Genomic DNA, 17,282 nt, shown 5'->3' on the forward strand with positions numbered 1-17,282 from the left:
TCGTCATGCGTCTTTTCATCGCGGCCCCCGACATTTTCCCCGGCGATGCAGTAGGCAACCACTGTTTCGGCGTCGCGCGCGTCGCGCGCCGGCTCGGCTACGACGTCAGCCTGCACGCGCAGCACTACGCGGGTGATGTCGAGCCGATGGAAGCTCTGTTCGACACGATCACCGACGACGACACGCTGTGGGTCAGTTACTCGATCCACGATCCGCTGCTCGAGCGCGTGCTGGCGTTGCCGGGGAAGAAGCTCTGCTATTTCCACGGCGTGACGTCGCCCGATCTGCTACGCGAATTCGAGCCGATGACGGCCGATCTTTGCGCAAAGTCAATCGAGCAGTTCCCGATGCTCGCCCGATTCGGCTCGCTGCTCGCGAATTCGCGGTTCACCGCCGGTTCGCTCGCGCCGCATGTCGCGTCCGAAGACGTGCGGATCCTGCCGCCAGTAGCGGCCGATATGGCGGTGTTCCGACACGTCTCGCCTCCGCGTGCCGAGCGTGCTTCGGGTGCGCCGTTCGTGCTGCTCGTGGTCGGTCGTGTCGTGCCGCACAAGCGTATCGAGGATGCGATCGATATCGTCGCCAGCGTGCGCGAACGGGGTGTCGATGTGCGACTTCAGGTGATCGGTACGGCGCCCAATGGCCAATACGCGGGTTTCCTGGTCGAGCGCGCACAGGCGCTTGGTGTGGCACCGTTCGTGGAGTTCGCGGGAATGGTCGACGACCAGAACCTGTTCGATCGCTTCGATCGCGCCGACGCATTGCTGTCCGTGAGCCGGCATGAGGGTTTTTGCGTGCCCGTCCTGGAAGCGATGCATCTCGGCCTTCTGTCGTTCGTGCGCGACGGGACGGCGGCGAGCGAGGTGGGCGCGGGCGCTGCCTTTATCTTCGATTCGGCGTCGGCGGCGGTCGATGCGATCGTTGCGGTGGCGTCCGACCCGGCGCGGGCGACGCACGCGGCGGCATCAGGCAAGCGCCGCGCCGCCGCGCTGCTGGATGAGACCAGCGACGACGTTTTTCGTGCCATTCTGGGTTCGGCACGCTAATATTGCCGGCTATTTTCGTTGGATATCAAAGTGTTGGATCCTCGCGTACTGATTACGACCTACCATCAGGCATTCCTCGTGCGTGGCGGTGGCGAGTACGAGATCTTCTCCGTTGCGGATAGCCTGAAGCAGCGCGGCATGATCGTCGATATCTACGGGCCCTATGCGCGCTCGATCGACGACTACGACGTTGTGTTGCATTTCTCGGTGCATGGCGGCGGTCTCGAATTACTTGAAGCGGTCAAGGCTCGCGGCAAGCCGGTCGCGCTGTGGCCGAACCTGTGGGTGCGTGATGCCGCCGAGACGCCGGCGGCGCTCGTCAACCGTCACGTCAGCCTGGCCGACGCGGTTATCTTCAAGTCGGCCGCCGAGCAGCAGCACTTCGCGCAACGGTTCGGGTTGCCCGCCGACAAGGCGCGCCGGATTACCGTGGGCGCCGATGCGGCGTATCGGCGCCCCGCGCCCCAGGGGCTGTTCAAGAGTCTCTATGGCGTTGATCGCTACGCGATCTGGTTCGGCGTGATCGAGCCGAACAAGAACCAGCTGGCTGCCGTGCGCGTGCTGCGCGAGAAGGGCATTCCGCTCGTGCTCGTCGGCCGCAGCCGAGACGAAGCATACTACCAGGCATGCCGGGCGGCCGGCGGCGACAACGTGCTGTTCATCAAGGGACTGCCGCAGAAATCGGAAATCGTGCGTGCCGCGCTGCAGGAGTCGTTGTTCTATGTCGAACTGTCGCATGAGCCGCCGGGCCTGTCGGCGATCGAGGCGGGCTTGGCCGGTTGCCGGCTGTTGCTGAGCGACTCCGACTGGTCGCGCGAGCATTTCGACGATGCGGCGATCTACGCGAATCCGGGCGACGAGGTCGATATTGCGCGGGGCGTCGACGCGGTACTCGCGATGCCGCCCGAGAATCCGTCGCTGGTCGACGGACTCACGCGATTCTGCCTGCCGGACGCAATCGATCCGCTGATCGATATCCTGCGAGGCATCGTGAAATGATGCTCTATCTGATCAGGCATGGTCGTTCGCGCGCGAACGAAGCCGGTCTCGTGACCGGGACGCCGGTGGACGTGCTGAGTGACGAGGGGCTTGCACAAGGCGCACGCATGGCGGCCTGGCTGGCCGAGACCGGTATCGCGGCTGACCGCCATGTCGTCAGTCAATGGGCGCGCGCGCGCCAGACGGCCGAGTTGCTGCTTCCGCAGGCGCGATGGGAGGTCGATGCGCTTCTGGGCGAAACCGACGCCGGCGAGGTGGCGGACTGGACGCTTGCGCGTTTTCTCGCTGCCGAACCGCATTTTCACGATGATCCCGCTAATCGCTATCCGGGCGGCGAATCGCATCTGGAGTTGAACGAGCGTGTGCTGGGCTGGTTGCGTACGCAACTCGAGCAGCGCTGTGAGCGCGTGATGGTCGTCGCACACTCCGGGCCGATCTCGTGCATGCTGCAGCAGGTGACGGGGATCGGTATGGCGCGCTTTCCGGCATTCCTGCCCGGTCATGCGAGCCTTTCCGTCGTCGATGTGCGGCTGCACGACGGCGAGCCGACGGGCCGGTTGCTCGGCTTTTCGCTCGGCCCCGCATCGAATTTGCCGGTTGCCATGCATGGCGCGGGCGGGCAGCGCGCATCATGATGAAAATCCTGGCTTTGCAGCGTGAGTCGCATGTCGCGTTCGGGGTTCCGTCGCTGTCGGTCGCGGCGCGCATCACCGAAGTGCTCGAATTCATGGAGGCGCGCGGTGAACTGTCATTCACCGCGATTTCGGAAAACGACGAATGTGCGCCGGCCGGTGTCGACTGGTGCGACGTGCTGATCCTGAGCAAGCACAGTTCGCGGCAGGCCGTCGAACTGGTCAAGCGTGCACGCGAACGTGGTGTGCGCGTCGTCTATGACGTCGACGACTGGATCTTCTCGTTTCCGCGCTATAGCGGCGGCCAGGGCAACAACACGAAGCTCGGCCTGATCCATGAGCTGATCGGCCTGTCCGATGCGGTGACGGTCGCGAATACCACGCTCCTGCGCAAGATCCAGCCGATCGTGCCGCACGCGATACTCGTGCCGAACGGCATGTGGGTCGAGAAATATGTGACACCTGCCTGCGCTGCCGGCGAGGAAGCGTCGCCACCGCGCATCGTGTTCACCAATGCGGATTTCCTGAAACTGCAGGCAGCGAAGGACATGCTGCTGACGGCGCTGCAGGTGTTCTTTCTGCGTCATCCCGAGTACGTGCTCGACTTCTACGGCGATCCGTTCCCGGAGATGTTCTCGCTGCCGTTCCTGCATTTCACGAACCGGATGCCGTACGCGGACTACATGCATGCGCTCGTCTCCGGCCGCTACCAGTTCGCGATTACACCGCTCGGTAGCAGCGAGGATGCGGAGGCGGCCGAGTTCAATGCATGCAAGAACCCGTTCAAGTATCTGAATTACGGTGCGGCGCAGGTGCCGGGGATCTACTCGCGCGCACCGATCTACGTCGATAGCGTGTCGGACGGCGTGACCGGCCTGCTCGTCAGCAACGACTTCGATGGGTGGGTCGACGCATTCGAACGGCTCGCCGGCGATCCTGCGTTGCGTACCGGTATCCGGACGGCGGCATTCGATGACGTGATGCGTAACCACCACGTAAGCGCGAGCGCCGATGTGCTGTCTGAAGTGATTTCGGGCAGCCGGCGGTAACGGCTCCCATTCGAGCGATGGCGGACGACGCATGATTGCAGTGACGGGAGCGAATGGATTCGTCGGCCAGGCCGTGCTGAGGCGGCTTGCCGGATACGGTCATGACGCGGCCGGTATCGTCAGGCGCGCGCAGGTACAGCCGATTGCGCGGGAATGGGTATTCGACGCGGCCGATTTCTCGGGTATCGAGGCCGCGTGGCCGGACTGGCTGCGCTGCGATGCTGTGATTCACCTGGCCGCGCGCGTGCACGTGATGGACGACGACGACGCGAACCCGCTGGCAGCCTATCGCCGGACGAATGTCGACGGCGCATTGCGTGTCGCGCAAGCCGCCCGGCGCGCGGGCGCACGGCGTTTCGTCTACGCGAGCAGCATCAAGGCGGTCGGCGAGAGCAGCGGCGGGCGGGCGCCGCTCGACGAGTGCGACGAACCGCACCCAGACGATCCGTACGGGCGCTCGAAGCTGGAGGCGGAGCAGGCGCTGCGAGAGTTCGGCGTCCGCAGCGGCATGGAAATCGTGATCGTCCGGCCGCCGCTGGTCTACGGGCCGGGCGTGCGCGCGAACTTCCTGCGCTTGATGGGCGCCGTGGCTAAAGGGGTGCCGTTACCGCTTGGCGCCGTTGACGCACGTCGCAGTCTTGTCTTCGTCGACAATCTGGCCGACGCGCTCGTACGGTGTGCCGTCGACGCCGCAGCCGCGGGCGAAACCTTTCATGTGGCCGACGATCACGACCCTGGGGTCGCGGAACTCGTCCGATTGATGGCGGCCGCGCTTGATGTCCGCCCGTGTCTGATTCCGATCCCCCCGGCGTGGCTGCACGCCGCCGGGCGGTTGACCGGGCGTTCCGCGCAAATTGATCGGCTTGCGGGCGAGTTGAGGCTCGACACGCGGCACATCCGGGAGGTGCTCGGCTGGCAGCCGCCATTCACGCTCAAGGACGGATTGCGCGAGACGGCCCGGTGGTATCGCACCACACACTGAGTCTATGCAAATCGCCCCCTTTCTTTCCCATACAACGACGCACGTAATTGTTGGTGCGGCCGCCTCGGCCTGCCTGAGTGCGGGCATTCTGTGGCTCCTGCTGCGCTCGGGGCTGGCATGGTCGCTCGCGACCGACGTTCCCAACGATCGTTCGCTCCATACGCGCCCGACGCCACGGGTGGGCGGCTGGGGTATCGTGCCGGTCGCCTGCGTACTGGTGTGGGTTGCCTCGCCGTCGCTGCGGGTCGTCGCGCTCGCAGCGGCTGCGCTCGCGCTGCTGTCGCAGATCGACGATCGGCGCGGGCTGCCGGCCCGCGTGCGATTCACCGGTCACGTCGCTGCAGTCGCCGCGTTTTTGGTGGCTTATCCGGCCGGGCTGCCGTGGTGGATGCTCGTCGGGATCGGCTTCCTAATGGTCTGGCTGGTCAATCTCTACAATTTCATGGATGGCGCGGACGGGCTCGCCGGCGGGATGGCGGTGTTCGGATTTGGCGGCTACGCCCTCGTCGCACTGACCGGCCTGCGTCCGTCAGCCGATCTCGCGTTGTGCGCGGCAGTGGTCGCTGGCGCCGCCGCCGGTTTTCTCGTGCTCAATTTCCATCCGGCCCGTATTTTTCTCGGCGATGCGGGGTCGATTGCGCTGGGCTTTCTTGCGGGTGCGTTCGGGTTCTATGGATGGCGAAGCGGTGTCTGGCCAATCTGGTTGCCCGCTCAGCTGTTCGCGCCGTTCATTGCAGATGCATCGGTTACATTGCTGAAACGTTTGTTGCGCGGCGAACAGTTCTGGCAAGCGCATCGTGAGCATTATTATCAGCGAATGGTGCGCTCCGGGGTCGGACATGCACGTACGGCATGCTGCTGGTACGCGATCATGGGAGCAGGCATAATCGCCGCTACTTGGGCGCTGCGCCTGCCGGCGCATCTGCAATGGGCTGTCGTGCTGGCGTGGTATGGCATGCTGGCGGTGCTAGGGTACATCATCGATGTGCGCTGGCGTAGATTTCAAACAACCGTTTTAAAATAAATCGAGGTGTGACGCCGATGTCTCGCCGTAAAGCGTCATGGCTGTCGTTCAGTGCATTCCTGTTCGACCTGCTGGCCGTCGTGGCCTCGTGGCTGGTCGCCTATCTAGTCCGTTTCAACGGAGATGTTCCGGCCGGATTCCTGCATGGGGCATTCAGGGCGCTCGGCTGGGTCCTGCCCGTCTACGCACTGATGTTCCATATGTTCGGCCTGTACCGTGGCCTCTGGGTGTTCGCGAGCTTGCCCGACCTGATGCGCATCTCGAAGGCTGTCATCGGTGGCAGCCTCGTCGTGATGGTCGGGGCTGTTATGTTCCAGCCGCACCCGATCATTCCCCGCTCGGTACTGCTGCTCTCGCCGATTCTGCTGTTCCTGATCATGGGGGGGGCACGTGCGCTTTACCGTACCACGAAGGAGTTCTATCTTTACGGTGGCCTCGTCGGCCAAGGCAAGCCGGTGCTGGTGCTCGGCGCCGGCACGGCCGGTGCCAGTCTGGCGCGCGAGTTGTCTCGCTCGGGCGAGTGGCGGCTCGTCGGGCTGCTCGACGACGATCTCACGAAGCAGGGTCGAGAGATCTACGGCTACAAGGTGCTCGGTTCGATCAACGATCTCGCGCACTGGGCTGAAGCGCTGAAGGTCGAATACACGATTTCCGCGATTCCGTCGGCGTCGGTCGAAACCCAGCGTCGCGTCGCGACCCTGTGCGTGCGCGCCGGCGTGAAGGCGATGGTGCTACCTTCGTTGACCGCGTTGATGCCGGGGCAGGGCTTCCTGTCGCAGGTACGGAACATCGATCTCGAGGATCTGCTCGGCCGCGAGGCCGTGACGATCGACACGCCGCACGTCGAAGCACTGCTGCGCGGCCGCGTCGTGATGGTGACGGGCGCGGGCGGCTCGATCGGCTCCGAGCTGTGCCGGCAGATCCTGCGCTTCGCCCCTGCGCAGCTCGTTGCGTTCGATTTGTCCGAATACGCGATGTACCGGCTGACCGAGGAACTGCGCGAGCGATTTCGGGATTTGCCCGTCCTGCCGATCATTGGCGATGCGAAGGATTCGCTGCTGCTCGACCAGGTGATGTCGCGCCATGCGCCGCACATCGTGTTCCATGCGGCCGCCTACAAGCACGTGCCGTTGATGGAAGAGCACAACGCATGGCAGGCGTTGCGCAACAACGTGCTTGGTACATATCGGGTCGCGCGTGCTGCCATCAGGCACGACGTGCGGCACTTCGTGCTGATTTCCACCGACAAGGCAGTCAACCCGACGAATGTGATGGGCGCGAGCAAACGTCTGGCCGAAATGGCGTGTCAGGCGCTCCAGCAGACAAGTCAGCGCACGCAATTTGAGACCGTGCGCTTTGGCAACGTGCTGGGTAGCGCCGGCAGCGTGATTCCCAAGTTTCAGCAGCAGATTGCGAAGGGCGGCCCTGTGACGGTCACGCACCCGGAAATCACGAGATTCTTCATGACGATTCCCGAGGCGTCGCAGCTCGTACTGCAGGCTTCGAGTATGGGGCGCGGTGGTGAGATCTTCATTCTAGACATGGGCGAGCCGGTCAAGATCGTAGATCTCGCGCGCGACCTGATTCGACTTTACGGTTTCTCGGAGGAACAGATCCGGATCGAATTCACCGGCCTGCGTCCAGGCGAAAAGCTTTACGAAGAGCTGCTTGCGGACGACGAGACAACGACGCGCACGCCGCATCCGAAGCTGCGGATCGCACGTGCGCGGGAAGTTCCGGATCATCTGCTCGACGAGCTATTGCCATGGCTAATGCAGCACCGCGTGCTGAGCGACGAGGAAGTGCGGCGCGATTTGCGACGCTGGGTGCCGGAATACCAGTCGGCGGCAGTGCCGCTCTTGCACAGCCTCTCGATGCGAGGCTCGTCAAGTGCCGACGAACGATCGAGAACGATCGATCGGGTATCCGGCATCGATTACGTTCGCTCTCGGTAGAGAACCGTGGCAGGGTGGGCGCCGTTGTCCGCCTTGGTGGCAACCTGTCGCTGCGTCCATGACTCCCGTCGGTAGCGCTCCTGGAGCATGGCACACGCTCCAGCGTGTGTCAGCTCGGTTGGTGGCGAGCGGAGGTTGCCGCGAACGTTGAGCTGTTGCGGGATGCATGGTAGAACCCCGATCCCCTCAAGTAGTATTACGGCCGACTGGCATACCCGTCTCAAAATGGAAAAAAAGCCCTTTCACGCGAACTACATCGATGGTTTGCGCGCCATTGCCGTCCTCTCCGTCGTCATTTATCACCTGAATGCAAAATGGCTACCTGGCGGATTTGCGGGCGTAGACGTCTTCTTCGTGATCTCGGGATTCGTTGTAGCGATGTCGGTGAGTGAACTTGGCCCGATCAAGCTGCATCGCTTCCTTGCGTACTTTTATGCGCGGCGCCTTGTCCGGATCACCCCCGCGCTCGTAGGTATGCTGCTAGTAACGTTTCTCGCCTCGGCCTTGTTCATACCGGAAGCGTGGCTATCATCGTCGAACCAGAAGACGGGGTTGTTCGCGTTCCTGGGCCTGTCAAACTTTGTGCTGTCTTCCAATACGGGTAACTATTTTTCACCAATCGCGGAATTCAATCCATTTACCCATACATGGTCACTTGCGGTGGAGGAACAGTTTTACCTGGTATTTCCCTGGTTGTTCGTTCCATGGCTTCGAGGCAAGCGGGCCCTTTCGATCAGCATGTTTTCAATCGCCCTTGTCGCGTCAGTCGCCTGTTCGATTTGGTTAGGCAAAGTCGACGAAACGAAAGCGTTTTACATGACGTGGTCCCGATTCTGGGAACTCGGCGCAGGGGTCTTGCTATTTCAGTTCATGCACGCACGCGGACACTCGTTCGATACGGAGAGTTCACCGAGTCGAGTATTTTCCGTCCTGGCAGACTTGGGACTACTGATGCTCGTCGTTGGTCTCGTGCGTGCTCGACCCGACGCGGCACCATTTCCTGCGTGTGTTTTGCCCGTCGTGGGCACAGCCGTCTTGATCGGTGTTTTGCACGGTCGCCGTGGCGGCATTGCCTATGCGTTGCTGACATGGAAGCCTGCTAGATTTGTCGGCACGATTTCCTATTCCCTGTACTTGTGGCATTGGCCGGTATTCGTGCTCTTCCGGTGGACCGTCGGTCTGGAATCGCATCGCTGGCAGATGGCTGCGCTCGCTCTTACGGCTGCGTTCTCCGTGTTGTCGTATCGATTCGTGGAGCAGCCACCGCGGCGCATGGCGCGTGCGGCCCGAAAGGCTGTCATGATTGCAGCGGGCCTCGGGCTCGTGGCCTTCGGCTATGTGGCTTCCGCGGCCATTGCGGCGAATCAGCCTGCCATTTCGCTCAGCACTGTGACGCGCCACATGGATCTTTGGTATCCCGAAGGCCCGAGCGTGGTACGTACCTCAAGCGGATGCGGCGTGACCTCTTCATCGCGCAGTTTTGACGGCGGACTTGTGTTCATGCACGAAAGAAGCGGCTGCGAGGCGCCTTCGACGTTTGCGCATACGGTGTTCGTGCTCGGGGATTCTCACGCGATGGCGTACTCCGGCTTGATGAAGCAGTTTGTCGTTCGCACGGGGGCGACAGTGTATGCGTATAACGTAGGCGGTTGCCCGTTCATCAGTTTGCAGGCTTGGGTGCCTGGTCGAGACGACACTTGCAAGAAATTCGGTGATGCAGCCATTGCCGACGTGATGTCCCGGATCAAATCGGGCGACGTCGTGTTTCTCGCTTCGTTGCGCCTTCCTCGCATGGTTGATCAGTGGGCGGTATTCGGTGTGGAAGCGGCGAGGGGCAACATGTTTAGTCAAACCGCCCAGAAGGGGCGCGATCAAGCCGTAGAGGCAGCGATTCCAGTACTTCGTGGATTGGTAGGGCGCGGCGCCCGTGTAATATTCGAGGCACCGACACCGATGCTTGAAAGCATCCCCTATCGATGTTCGGACCCGTTCAATCGCAACAACCCGATTTGCGAGAAAGGTATGTCGGTTTCGAAATCGTTGCTCGAGGAACTTCGTGCTCCTATTCTCGCGTCATATGCCAGCATGGCTCAATCCGTTCCGGGGATATCAGTTTGGGATCCGATGCCCGTGTTGTGTCCGGACAGTGAGTGCCATGCCTTTCGCGACGGGAAGCCGTTGCTCTTTGATGGAGACCACCTGAGCTATTTTTCCAATATGCTGTTATTACCGTCATTCTCTGCCTTTGTCGGAGATCGGATGCCAGTCGACAAATTGTCGGTGGGCTCGTCGCACTGATGGTCGCCGACCGGCGGGAGGATTGCTGCGCATTGGGAATTACCTAGCGTGGACAGATATCTTGGGAACTGAGAGTGTGCCTAGGTCGAAGCATCGGGAAGCATTATTCGAAGTGTTGCACGAGCATAGCCACTTACCGGACTCTGAATGGATTCGTCGAGGATGCCCCTGTGTGACGTACGACTCGTCCCACGCCGCGTCAATGCCGTCCTCGCGCCTTCCTCACCACCATCCACCTCGGCGCCTTGAATCGCACGATGCTGAGATAAAGCCACACATAAGTCACCGCGAACAGCACGACGAACGCGAACAGGTGCACCGTATGCCTCCAGAACAGCGTCGCCGGTATCACCGCGACGAGGCACAGCAACCACAGATAAGGTGAAGTCAGCGAATTCCGCCGCGTCAGGTCGTGCGCATGCTTCGTACCGACGGCCCAGCGCATCAACCGCTTGTACACGAGCATGTGCAGGTGCACGCCGTCCGGAATCCCTGGCGACATCCCGCGAATGAACTTCTTCCGGTAGATCGAGAAGCAGGTCTCGAAGATCGGATACATGAACAGCAGCACCGGGTACCACGCGGACACTTCGCGGTTGCGCATCACGAGCATGATCGCGAGTTCCGCGAGCATGAAGCCGATGAAATACGCGCCGCCGTCGCCGAGGAAGATCAGCCCGGCCGGGAAATTCCACAGGAAGAAGCCGAGCACGGCGCCCATCATGATGATCGACGCGGACATCACGACCGGGTCGTTGACGTGGAACGCGACATACGCGAGTGACGCGAACATCATGAAGCTGACCATCGACGCGAGCCCGTTGAAGCCGTCGATGATGTTGATCGCATTCGCGAGCGCGGCGACCGCGAGCACGGTGACGAACGCCGAAATGGCGACGTAGCCGAGCAGGAAGTCGAGCGGCGGCACGCTGATGCGCGTGACCGCGATGTGCATCAGCCAGAATGCGAGCGCGGCCGCGCCCATCGTGCAGAGCAGCCGCGCGCGCGGCGATACGCGCTTGGTCAGATCCTCGACGAGACCGGACAGGAAAGCCGGCATCCCGCACGCAACGATCCCGAGAATGCTGCCGGAGATCGTCGGATAGCGCCGGAACAGCACCAGCGCGGCAACGACGACGCCGGCGAGGATCCCGATGCCGCCCACCCGCGGCACCGGCCGCACGTGGAATTTCTGCACGCCGGCCAAGTCGCTGTCGATCGAGAATTTCTCGTGAAGGTGCGCGTAGCGCACGATGAACAGCGTGACGAGCAGGGAGACGATGAAGCCGGACGCGAAGCTGAGCATGGGACCGCTCGGAAAATGGACAGCGGATTATACAAAACCGCGCGGGTTCCCCTCCTGCCATCGCCAGTGGTCGGCACACATTTCCTCGATGCCGAGCGTCGCGCGCCAGCCGATGATGTCGGCCGCGGCCTGCGGGTTCGCATAGCACTCGGCGATGTCGCCCGGGCGGCGCGCGACGAGTTCGTACGGCACCGGGCGACCCGACGCCTTCTCGAACGCGCGCACCACTTCGAGCACGCTGTAGCCTTGCCCGGTGCCGAGATTCACGACGAAGCTCGCGTCGCGCTTCGCGAGCGCGTCGAGTGCGGCGATGTGCCCCTTCGCGAGATCGACGACGTGGATGTAGTCGCGCACGCCGGTGCCGTCCGGCGTCGGGTAGTCCGAGCCGAACACGCGCAGCTTTTCCAGCTTGCCGACCGCGACTTGCGCGACGTACGGCATCAGGTTGTTCGGGATGCCGGCCGGGTCCTCGCCGATCAGCCCGCTCGCGTGCGCGCCAACCGGGTTGAAGTAGCGCAGCGTCGCGATTCGCCACGACGGGTCCGAGACTTCGAGATCGCGCAGAATCTGTTCGGCGATCAGCTTCGACTGGCCGTACGGGTTCGTCGCGGACAGCGGGAACGATTCGTCGATCGGCGAGCGCTCGGGCACGCCGTACACGGTCGCGGACGAGCTGAACACGAACTGCCTGACGTTGCGCTCGCGCATGACCTTGAGCACGGCGAGCAGCCCGCCGATGTTGTTCTGGTAGTACTCGAGCGGCTTCGCGACCGATTCGCCGACGGCCTTGAGCGCCGCGAAATGAATCGTGCCGGTGATCGGATGCGCGTCGAACACTTTCGCGAGCGCGGCTTCGTCGCACACGTCGACCTGGTGGAACGCGGGCGTCTTGCCCGTGATCCGCTCGATCCGGCCCACCGATTCGGCCTTGCTGTTGACGAGGTTGTCGACGATCACGACGTCGTAGCCGTTGTCGAGCAGCTCGACGGCCGTGTGCGAGCCGATATAGCCCGCGCCGCCGGTAACGAGGATGGTGCCTTTAGCGGTCATTGCTGATGCGCTCCTTCAGAGTGTGAATCCTGTCAACGAATGGATGGTCTCCCTGTAGCGTTCGACGACCTGCTGTTCGTCGAATTCCGCCGCGACCTTGTGCCGGCCGCGTGCGCCCATCGCCGCCCGGCCTTGCGGCCCGAGCGCGATCATGCGATTCAATTGTTCGGCAAGGCTCGCGCTGTCGCGCACGCGGCACAGGTAGCCCGTTTCGCCGTCGGCGACGACGTCGCGGCAGCCCGGCACGTCGGTCGCGACGATCGGGCGGCCCATCGCCGATGCTTCCATCAGCGTGCGCGGCACGCCTTCGCGGTACGACGGCAGCACGACGCAGTCGGCCGCCGCGATGTGCGGTCGGACGTCGTGCGCTTCGCCGAGATATTCGACGATGCCTTCGTCGACCCACGCGTCGACATCCGCGCGGCCGATCGCGCTCGGATTGTCGACGCCGAGCGGCCCGAGCAACTGGAAGCGCGCGTTCGGGAAGCGCTCGCGCACGAGACGCGCGGCCTCCACGTATTCGCGCACGCCCTTGTCCCACAGCAGCCGGCCGATCAGGATGAACACGGGCGCGTCGCCGGCGGGCAGCGGCACGGGCGCGAACTGTTCGAGATCGACGCCTTCGCCGTGCAGCAGCCGTGCGCGATCGGGGTGCGCGAGCAAGCGCTCGTCGGTGAAGGTCGCGAGATCGTCGCGGTTCAGGAACCACACTTCACGCGGGAAGCGGAACGCGAACCGGTACAGGCGCTTGGCGACGCTCGCCGCGCGGCTCTTCTGGATGAACACGTAGCCGAGGCCCGTCGTCACCGCGATCGACGGCACGCGCGCGAGCCACGCGGCCACCGAGCCGTAGATGTTCGGCTTGATCGTGTAATGGAACACGAGGTCGGGCCGCAGCGCGCGATAGTGGCGCACCAGCGCGGCGAGCGTGCCGAGATCCTCGCGCGGGCTCGTGCCTTTCGACGCGACCGCGAGCGCCACGTAGCGGCAGCCCATCTGCTCGAGCAACGGCACGGTGCGGTCGTGCGGTGCGATCACGACGACCTCGGCGCCGCGCGCGACGAGCGCACGGATCAGCCCGTGGCGATACGTATGGATCGCCCAGGCCGTGTTGCAGACGAGCGCGATGCGCAGCGGGGAGGTGGCGGACATGAAAAAAAGAAAAAATAAAGCGTCGAAATTGCCGAACGGGCCGGATGCACGTCAGGCGGACGGCCGCGCGGCGAACAGCGTCTGCTTGATGCGCTGCAGCGTACGGTACGGCGTCACGAAATGCAGCAGGTTCTTGGCGAGGCCGGCCCAGTCGTACGGGTTCAGCACGTTGAAGTGGCGCAGCAGCAGCGTGAGCGTCGACACCAGCTGGCGCCGGCGTTTGGTCGCGCTGATCCCGCCCTCGTTAAGCTCGTAATACAGGCCGAGTTCCGGCAGGTTCGCGCAATCGTAGCGTTGCATTAACCGTAAAAAAAGATCGAGATCCTCGGCCGCGCGGTACTTTGCCCGATAGTTGCCCACTTCGCGCACGGCGTCGATGCGCAACATCACAGACGGATGCACGAGCGGCGAGCGCAGGAAGCGCGTGCGGCGCAGCGTGCGCGGATCGGCGGCCGGCGTGAGCATGAAGCGCGGCTCGCCGGCGCGCGACACGACCTGCGTCCACATGCCGACGCAGGCTACGCGCGGATGGGCGCCGAGATAGGCGCGCTCCTTCGCGAGGCGCTGCGGCGCGGCGAGATCGCCGGCGTCGATACGGGCCGCGTAGCGGAAGCCGCGCGCCGCGAGCGCGTCGATGCCGGCCGCCAGCGCGCGTTCGATGCCGCCGTTCCGGGGCATGCGCAGCACGTCGATCGACAGGCCCGGCAGATCGGGCGCGACGATCGGCGGCGTGCTGCCGTCGTCGACGATCAGCACGTGCACGGGCGCGTCCTCGCGAAACGACGCGAGGGTCCGGACGACGTCGTCGTGCCCGTTGTAGGCCGGCATCAGCACGGCCACGTCGTCGAGCGGGGTCGGGCAAGCAGGGGACGTCATGTTCGCAGCTTGAAACGGATGTAATAAAAGTTGACGGCGGCCGCGGCCAGGTAGCCGGCCGCCAGCCCGACGAGCGCGCCGTACAGGCCGAGCCGCGGGATCGCGAACAGGTTGACGAGCGCGGCGATGGCCAGCGCGAGCAGCCATTTCGACAGCAACACGAATTTTGCTTGATATTTGAGAACGATAAGATTGCCTATCGCCTCGATGCCGGCCGGCACGGACAGCCAGACGGCCCAGCGGAAGATGTCGACCGACGCCTCGTAGCCGCGGCCGAACACCTTGCCGACGACCAGCGGGGCGGCGGCGTCGAGCACGAGCGCGCCGGCTGTCATCAGGCCGGCCGTCATCGCGATCAGCCGGACGATGTTGCGGCGCAGCCGCGCGACGTCCTGCACGCGGTAGACGAAGGCGGGCGCGATCGTCTGCGCGAGCATCAGTGCGAGCGTGATCCAGTTCTCGTTGAGCTGCTGCGCGGCCGAATAGCGGCCGAGATCGGCGAACGACACGTGGCGCTCGAGCATCAGGCGGTCGAGCTTCAGGAACAGGTACATGCAGATGAGGCCGAGCCAGAACACGGTGCCGGCCGTTGCAAAGTGCCGGAACAGCGGCTTGTCGAACGTCCAGCCGAGCGCACCGCCGTTACGATGGCGGTAGTACAGCAGCAGCGCGAAGCCGATCGCGGCGGCTTCCAGCGCCCACAGCCACGCGAAGCGGGCGGGGCCGGCGGCCGCGCGGACCAGCAGCCAGACGAGCAGCGCCTTGGCGAGCGCGGTGACCATGCTGGTGACGAGCTGCGGCTTGCTGTAGGTCATGCTCTGCAGCCACGCGTTGATCACGCCGACGAACGGCTCGCGGAACACCATCGTGACCGCGAGGCCCGCGAGCATCGCGCCGACCAGCGGGTCGAAGGCGCCCGCGGCGATCGCGATCCAGGTCGCGGCGAGCGCGGCGGCCGACACGGCGATGCGCAGCACGAACGCGCTGCCGAGCACCGCGCCGAGCTGCGCGGGCGGGCGCTGGACGATGGTCGGGACGAGGATTTCCGCGCCGCACACCCAGGTGAGCGGCGCCAGTACCAGGAGAAGCGTATTCGCATACTGCCATTTGCCGAACACATCTGGCCCGAAATAACGGGCCAGCAGGCCGCTGATCGCGATCGCGACGCCGATCTGGGTGAGCCGTTCGAGCCCCAGCCAGACGAGGTTCGCGACGGCCTTCGCGACGTCCGGGTTGCCGAAGCGCTTCAGCATGCGCGGCAGCGGCGGCGCGCGCGAGGGGCGGCCGGAGGCGGCAGGTGGGCGGCGGCGGGGCGGCTAGGCATTAAAATGGGCGACATGCGCGTCATCGAAACCCGCGATTATAAGTGGGATCGCGGCCGCTCCAGCCGTTGCGCCCCGTGTTCCGCCGGCAGGCATGTATCATGCGCGGCACCCGCGAGCGGCGGCCACGCAAGCCAGACAATTTTTCATGCACGCAACCGAGAGAAGAGAATCGATGATCTCCCAATCCATCTTCAAGGCATATGACATTCGTGGCGTGGTCGGCAAGACCCTCGACGTCGACACGGCGCGCGGGATCGGCCGGGCATTCGGCAGCGAAGTGCGTGCGCAGGGCGGCGATGCGGTCGTCGTCGCGCGCGACGGCCGCCTGTCCGGGCCGGAACTGGTCGGCGCGCTGACCGACGGCCTGCGTGCGGCCGGGGTCGACGTCGTCGACGTCGGCATGGTGCCGACGCCGGTCGGTTATTTCGCGGCGAACGTGCCGCTCGCGCTGAAGGGCGGCGAGCGCCGCGTCGATTCGTGCATCGTCGTCACGGGCAGCCACAACCCGCCCGACTACAACGGCTTCAAGATGGTGCTGCGCGGCGCCGCAATCTACGGCGAGCAGATCCAGGCGCTGTACCGCCGCATCGTCGACGAGCGGTTCGAGACGGGCAGCGGCACGTATGAAGCAATCGACGTCGCGGATCAGTACATCGCGCGCATCGTCGGCGACGTGAAGCTCGCGCGGCCGCTGAAGCTCGTCGTCGACGCCGGCAACGGCGTCGCGGGCCCGCTTGCGACGCGCCTGTTCAAGGCGCTCGGCTGCGAACTCGTCGAGCGCTTCACCGACATCGACGGCACATTCCCGAACCACCACCCCGATCCTGCCCACCCGGAAAACCTGCAGGACGTGATCCAGGCGCTGAAGGACACCGATGCGGAGCTCGGCTTCGCGTTCGACGGCGACGGCGACCGTCTCGGCGTCGTCACGAAGGACGGCCAGATCATCTATCCGGACCGCCAGCTGATGCTGTTCGCGGAAGAAGTGCTGGCGCGCAACCCCGGCGCCCAGATCATCTACGACGTGAAGTGCACGCGCCACCTCGCGCAGTGGGTGAAGTCGAAGGGCGGCGAGCCGCTGATGTGGAAGACCGGCCATTCGCTCGTGAAGGCGAAGCTGCGCGAGACGGGTGCACCGCTGGCCGGCGAAATGAGCGGCCACGTGTTCTTCAAGGATCGCTGGTACGGCTTCGACGACGGCCTGTACACGGGCGCGCGCCTGCTGGAAATTCTCGCGAAGACGGCCGATCCGAGCGCGCTGCTCAACAGCCTGCCGGACGCGATGAGCACGCCGGAACTGCAGCTCTGGCTCGACGAAGGCGAGAATTTCCGCCTGATCGAGCAGTTGCAGAAGGAAGCGAAGTTCGACGGCGCCGACGAAGTCGTGACGATCGACGGCCTGCGTGTCGAGTACCCGGACGGTTTCGGCCTCGCGCGTTCGTCGAACACGACGCCGGTCGTCGTGATGCGCTTCGAAGCCGAGACGCAGGAAGGGCTCAAGCGCATCCAGGAAGACTTCCGCCGCGTGCTGACGGCCGCGAAGCCGGACGTCAAGCTGCCGTTCTGAGCGCCGGCGGCCGGCGGGCCG

The 17,282-nt window shown here is 64.2% G+C and carries 14 protein-coding genes; 9 read left to right on the top strand and 5 right to left on the bottom strand.

Annotated elements, in window-relative coordinates; genetic code table 11:
* Positions 1-5 precede the first annotated feature (5 nt).
* The 8 genes from H0X95_RS04775 (at position 6) to H0X95_RS04810 (ending at position 9,985) form a co-directional block, all read left to right on the top strand.
* The gene (locus H0X95_RS04775; RefSeq protein WP_196445906.1) at positions 6-1,046 is read left to right on the top strand and encodes a glycosyltransferase; all 1,041 of its coding nucleotides are present in this window, start codon (positions 6-8) and stop codon (positions 1,044-1,046) included.
* Between the two features lie 30 nt (positions 1,047-1,076).
* Positions 1,077-2,045: a glycosyltransferase gene (locus H0X95_RS04780; RefSeq protein ID WP_241300314.1), complete on the top strand. Its 969-nt coding sequence runs from the start codon at positions 1,077-1,079 to the stop codon at positions 2,043-2,045.
* Positions 2,042-2,680, top strand: coding sequence for a histidine phosphatase family protein (locus H0X95_RS04785; RefSeq protein ID WP_062910942.1), 639 nt, complete (start codon positions 2,042-2,044; stop codon positions 2,678-2,680). The genes H0X95_RS04780 and H0X95_RS04785 overlap by 4 nt, the downstream gene beginning before the upstream one ends.
* Positions 2,677-3,726, top strand: a complete 1,050-nt coding sequence (locus tag H0X95_RS04790; protein WP_062910941.1) for a glycosyltransferase — start codon at positions 2,677-2,679, stop codon at positions 3,724-3,726. Before H0X95_RS04785 ends, H0X95_RS04790 begins: the two co-directional genes overlap by 4 nt.
* Positions 3,727-3,757: 31 nt before the next feature.
* Positions 3,758-4,708, top strand: coding sequence for an NAD-dependent epimerase/dehydratase family protein (locus H0X95_RS04795; RefSeq protein WP_196445907.1), 951 nt, complete (start codon positions 3,758-3,760; stop codon positions 4,706-4,708).
* Between the two features lie 4 nt (positions 4,709-4,712).
* On the top strand, positions 4,713-5,732 hold the full coding sequence (locus H0X95_RS04800; RefSeq protein ID WP_196445908.1) for an MraY family glycosyltransferase: 1,020 nt from the start codon (positions 4,713-4,715) through the stop codon (positions 5,730-5,732).
* Between the two features lie 17 nt (positions 5,733-5,749).
* Positions 5,750-7,687: a polysaccharide biosynthesis protein gene (locus H0X95_RS04805; RefSeq protein ID WP_062910938.1), complete on the top strand. Its 1,938-nt coding sequence runs from the start codon at positions 5,750-5,752 to the stop codon at positions 7,685-7,687.
* Positions 7,688-7,912: 225 nt separating this feature from the next.
* A complete protein-coding gene (locus H0X95_RS04810) occupies positions 7,913-9,985 on the top strand; it encodes an acyltransferase family protein (protein WP_196445909.1) in 2,073 nt (690 codons plus the stop codon).
* Between the two features lie 199 nt (positions 9,986-10,184).
* Here H0X95_RS04810 and H0X95_RS04815 read toward each other — a convergent pair whose 3' ends face one another.
* Genes H0X95_RS04815 through H0X95_RS04835 form a run of 5 tightly spaced genes read right to left on the bottom strand, consistent with a single transcriptional unit; the run spans position 10,185 to position 15,622 of the window.
* Positions 10,185-11,291 (bottom strand): MraY family glycosyltransferase, encoded by a 1,107-nt coding sequence (locus H0X95_RS04815; RefSeq protein WP_062910935.1) that lies wholly within the window; start codon positions 11,289-11,291, stop codon positions 10,185-10,187.
* 27 nt (positions 11,292-11,318) lie between these two features.
* Positions 11,319-12,341 carry a UDP-glucose 4-epimerase GalE gene (gene galE, locus H0X95_RS04820; protein ID WP_196445910.1) on the bottom strand — a complete coding sequence of 341 codons (1,023 nt, stop codon included), beginning with the start codon at positions 12,339-12,341 and terminating at the stop codon, positions 11,319-11,321.
* 15 nt (positions 12,342-12,356) lie between these two features.
* A complete protein-coding gene (locus H0X95_RS04825) occupies positions 12,357-13,493 on the bottom strand; it encodes a glycosyltransferase family 4 protein (RefSeq protein WP_196445911.1) in 1,137 nt (378 codons plus the stop codon).
* A gap of 51 nt (positions 13,494-13,544) precedes the next feature.
* Complete coding sequence (locus H0X95_RS04830) at positions 13,545-14,369, bottom strand: glycosyltransferase (RefSeq protein ID WP_006485112.1); 825 nt, start codon at positions 14,367-14,369, stop codon at positions 13,545-13,547.
* Entirely contained in the window at positions 14,366-15,622 is a 1,257-nt protein-coding gene (locus H0X95_RS04835; RefSeq protein ID WP_196445912.1) for a lipopolysaccharide biosynthesis protein, read from the bottom strand. The genes H0X95_RS04830 and H0X95_RS04835 overlap by 4 nt, the downstream gene beginning before the upstream one ends.
* Before the next feature lie 244 nt (positions 15,623-15,866).
* Here H0X95_RS04835 and H0X95_RS04840 point away from each other — a divergent pair, with 244 nt between their 5' ends.
* Complete coding sequence (locus H0X95_RS04840) at positions 15,867-17,261, top strand: phosphomannomutase/phosphoglucomutase (protein ID WP_196445913.1); 1,395 nt, start codon at positions 15,867-15,869, stop codon at positions 17,259-17,261.
* Positions 17,262-17,282: the final 21 nt, after the last annotated feature.

It is taken from the genome of Burkholderia sp. 9779_493 (assembly GCF_015712215.1).
Taxonomy (GTDB): Bacteria; Pseudomonadota; Gammaproteobacteria; order Burkholderiales; family Burkholderiaceae; genus Burkholderia; species Burkholderia cenocepacia.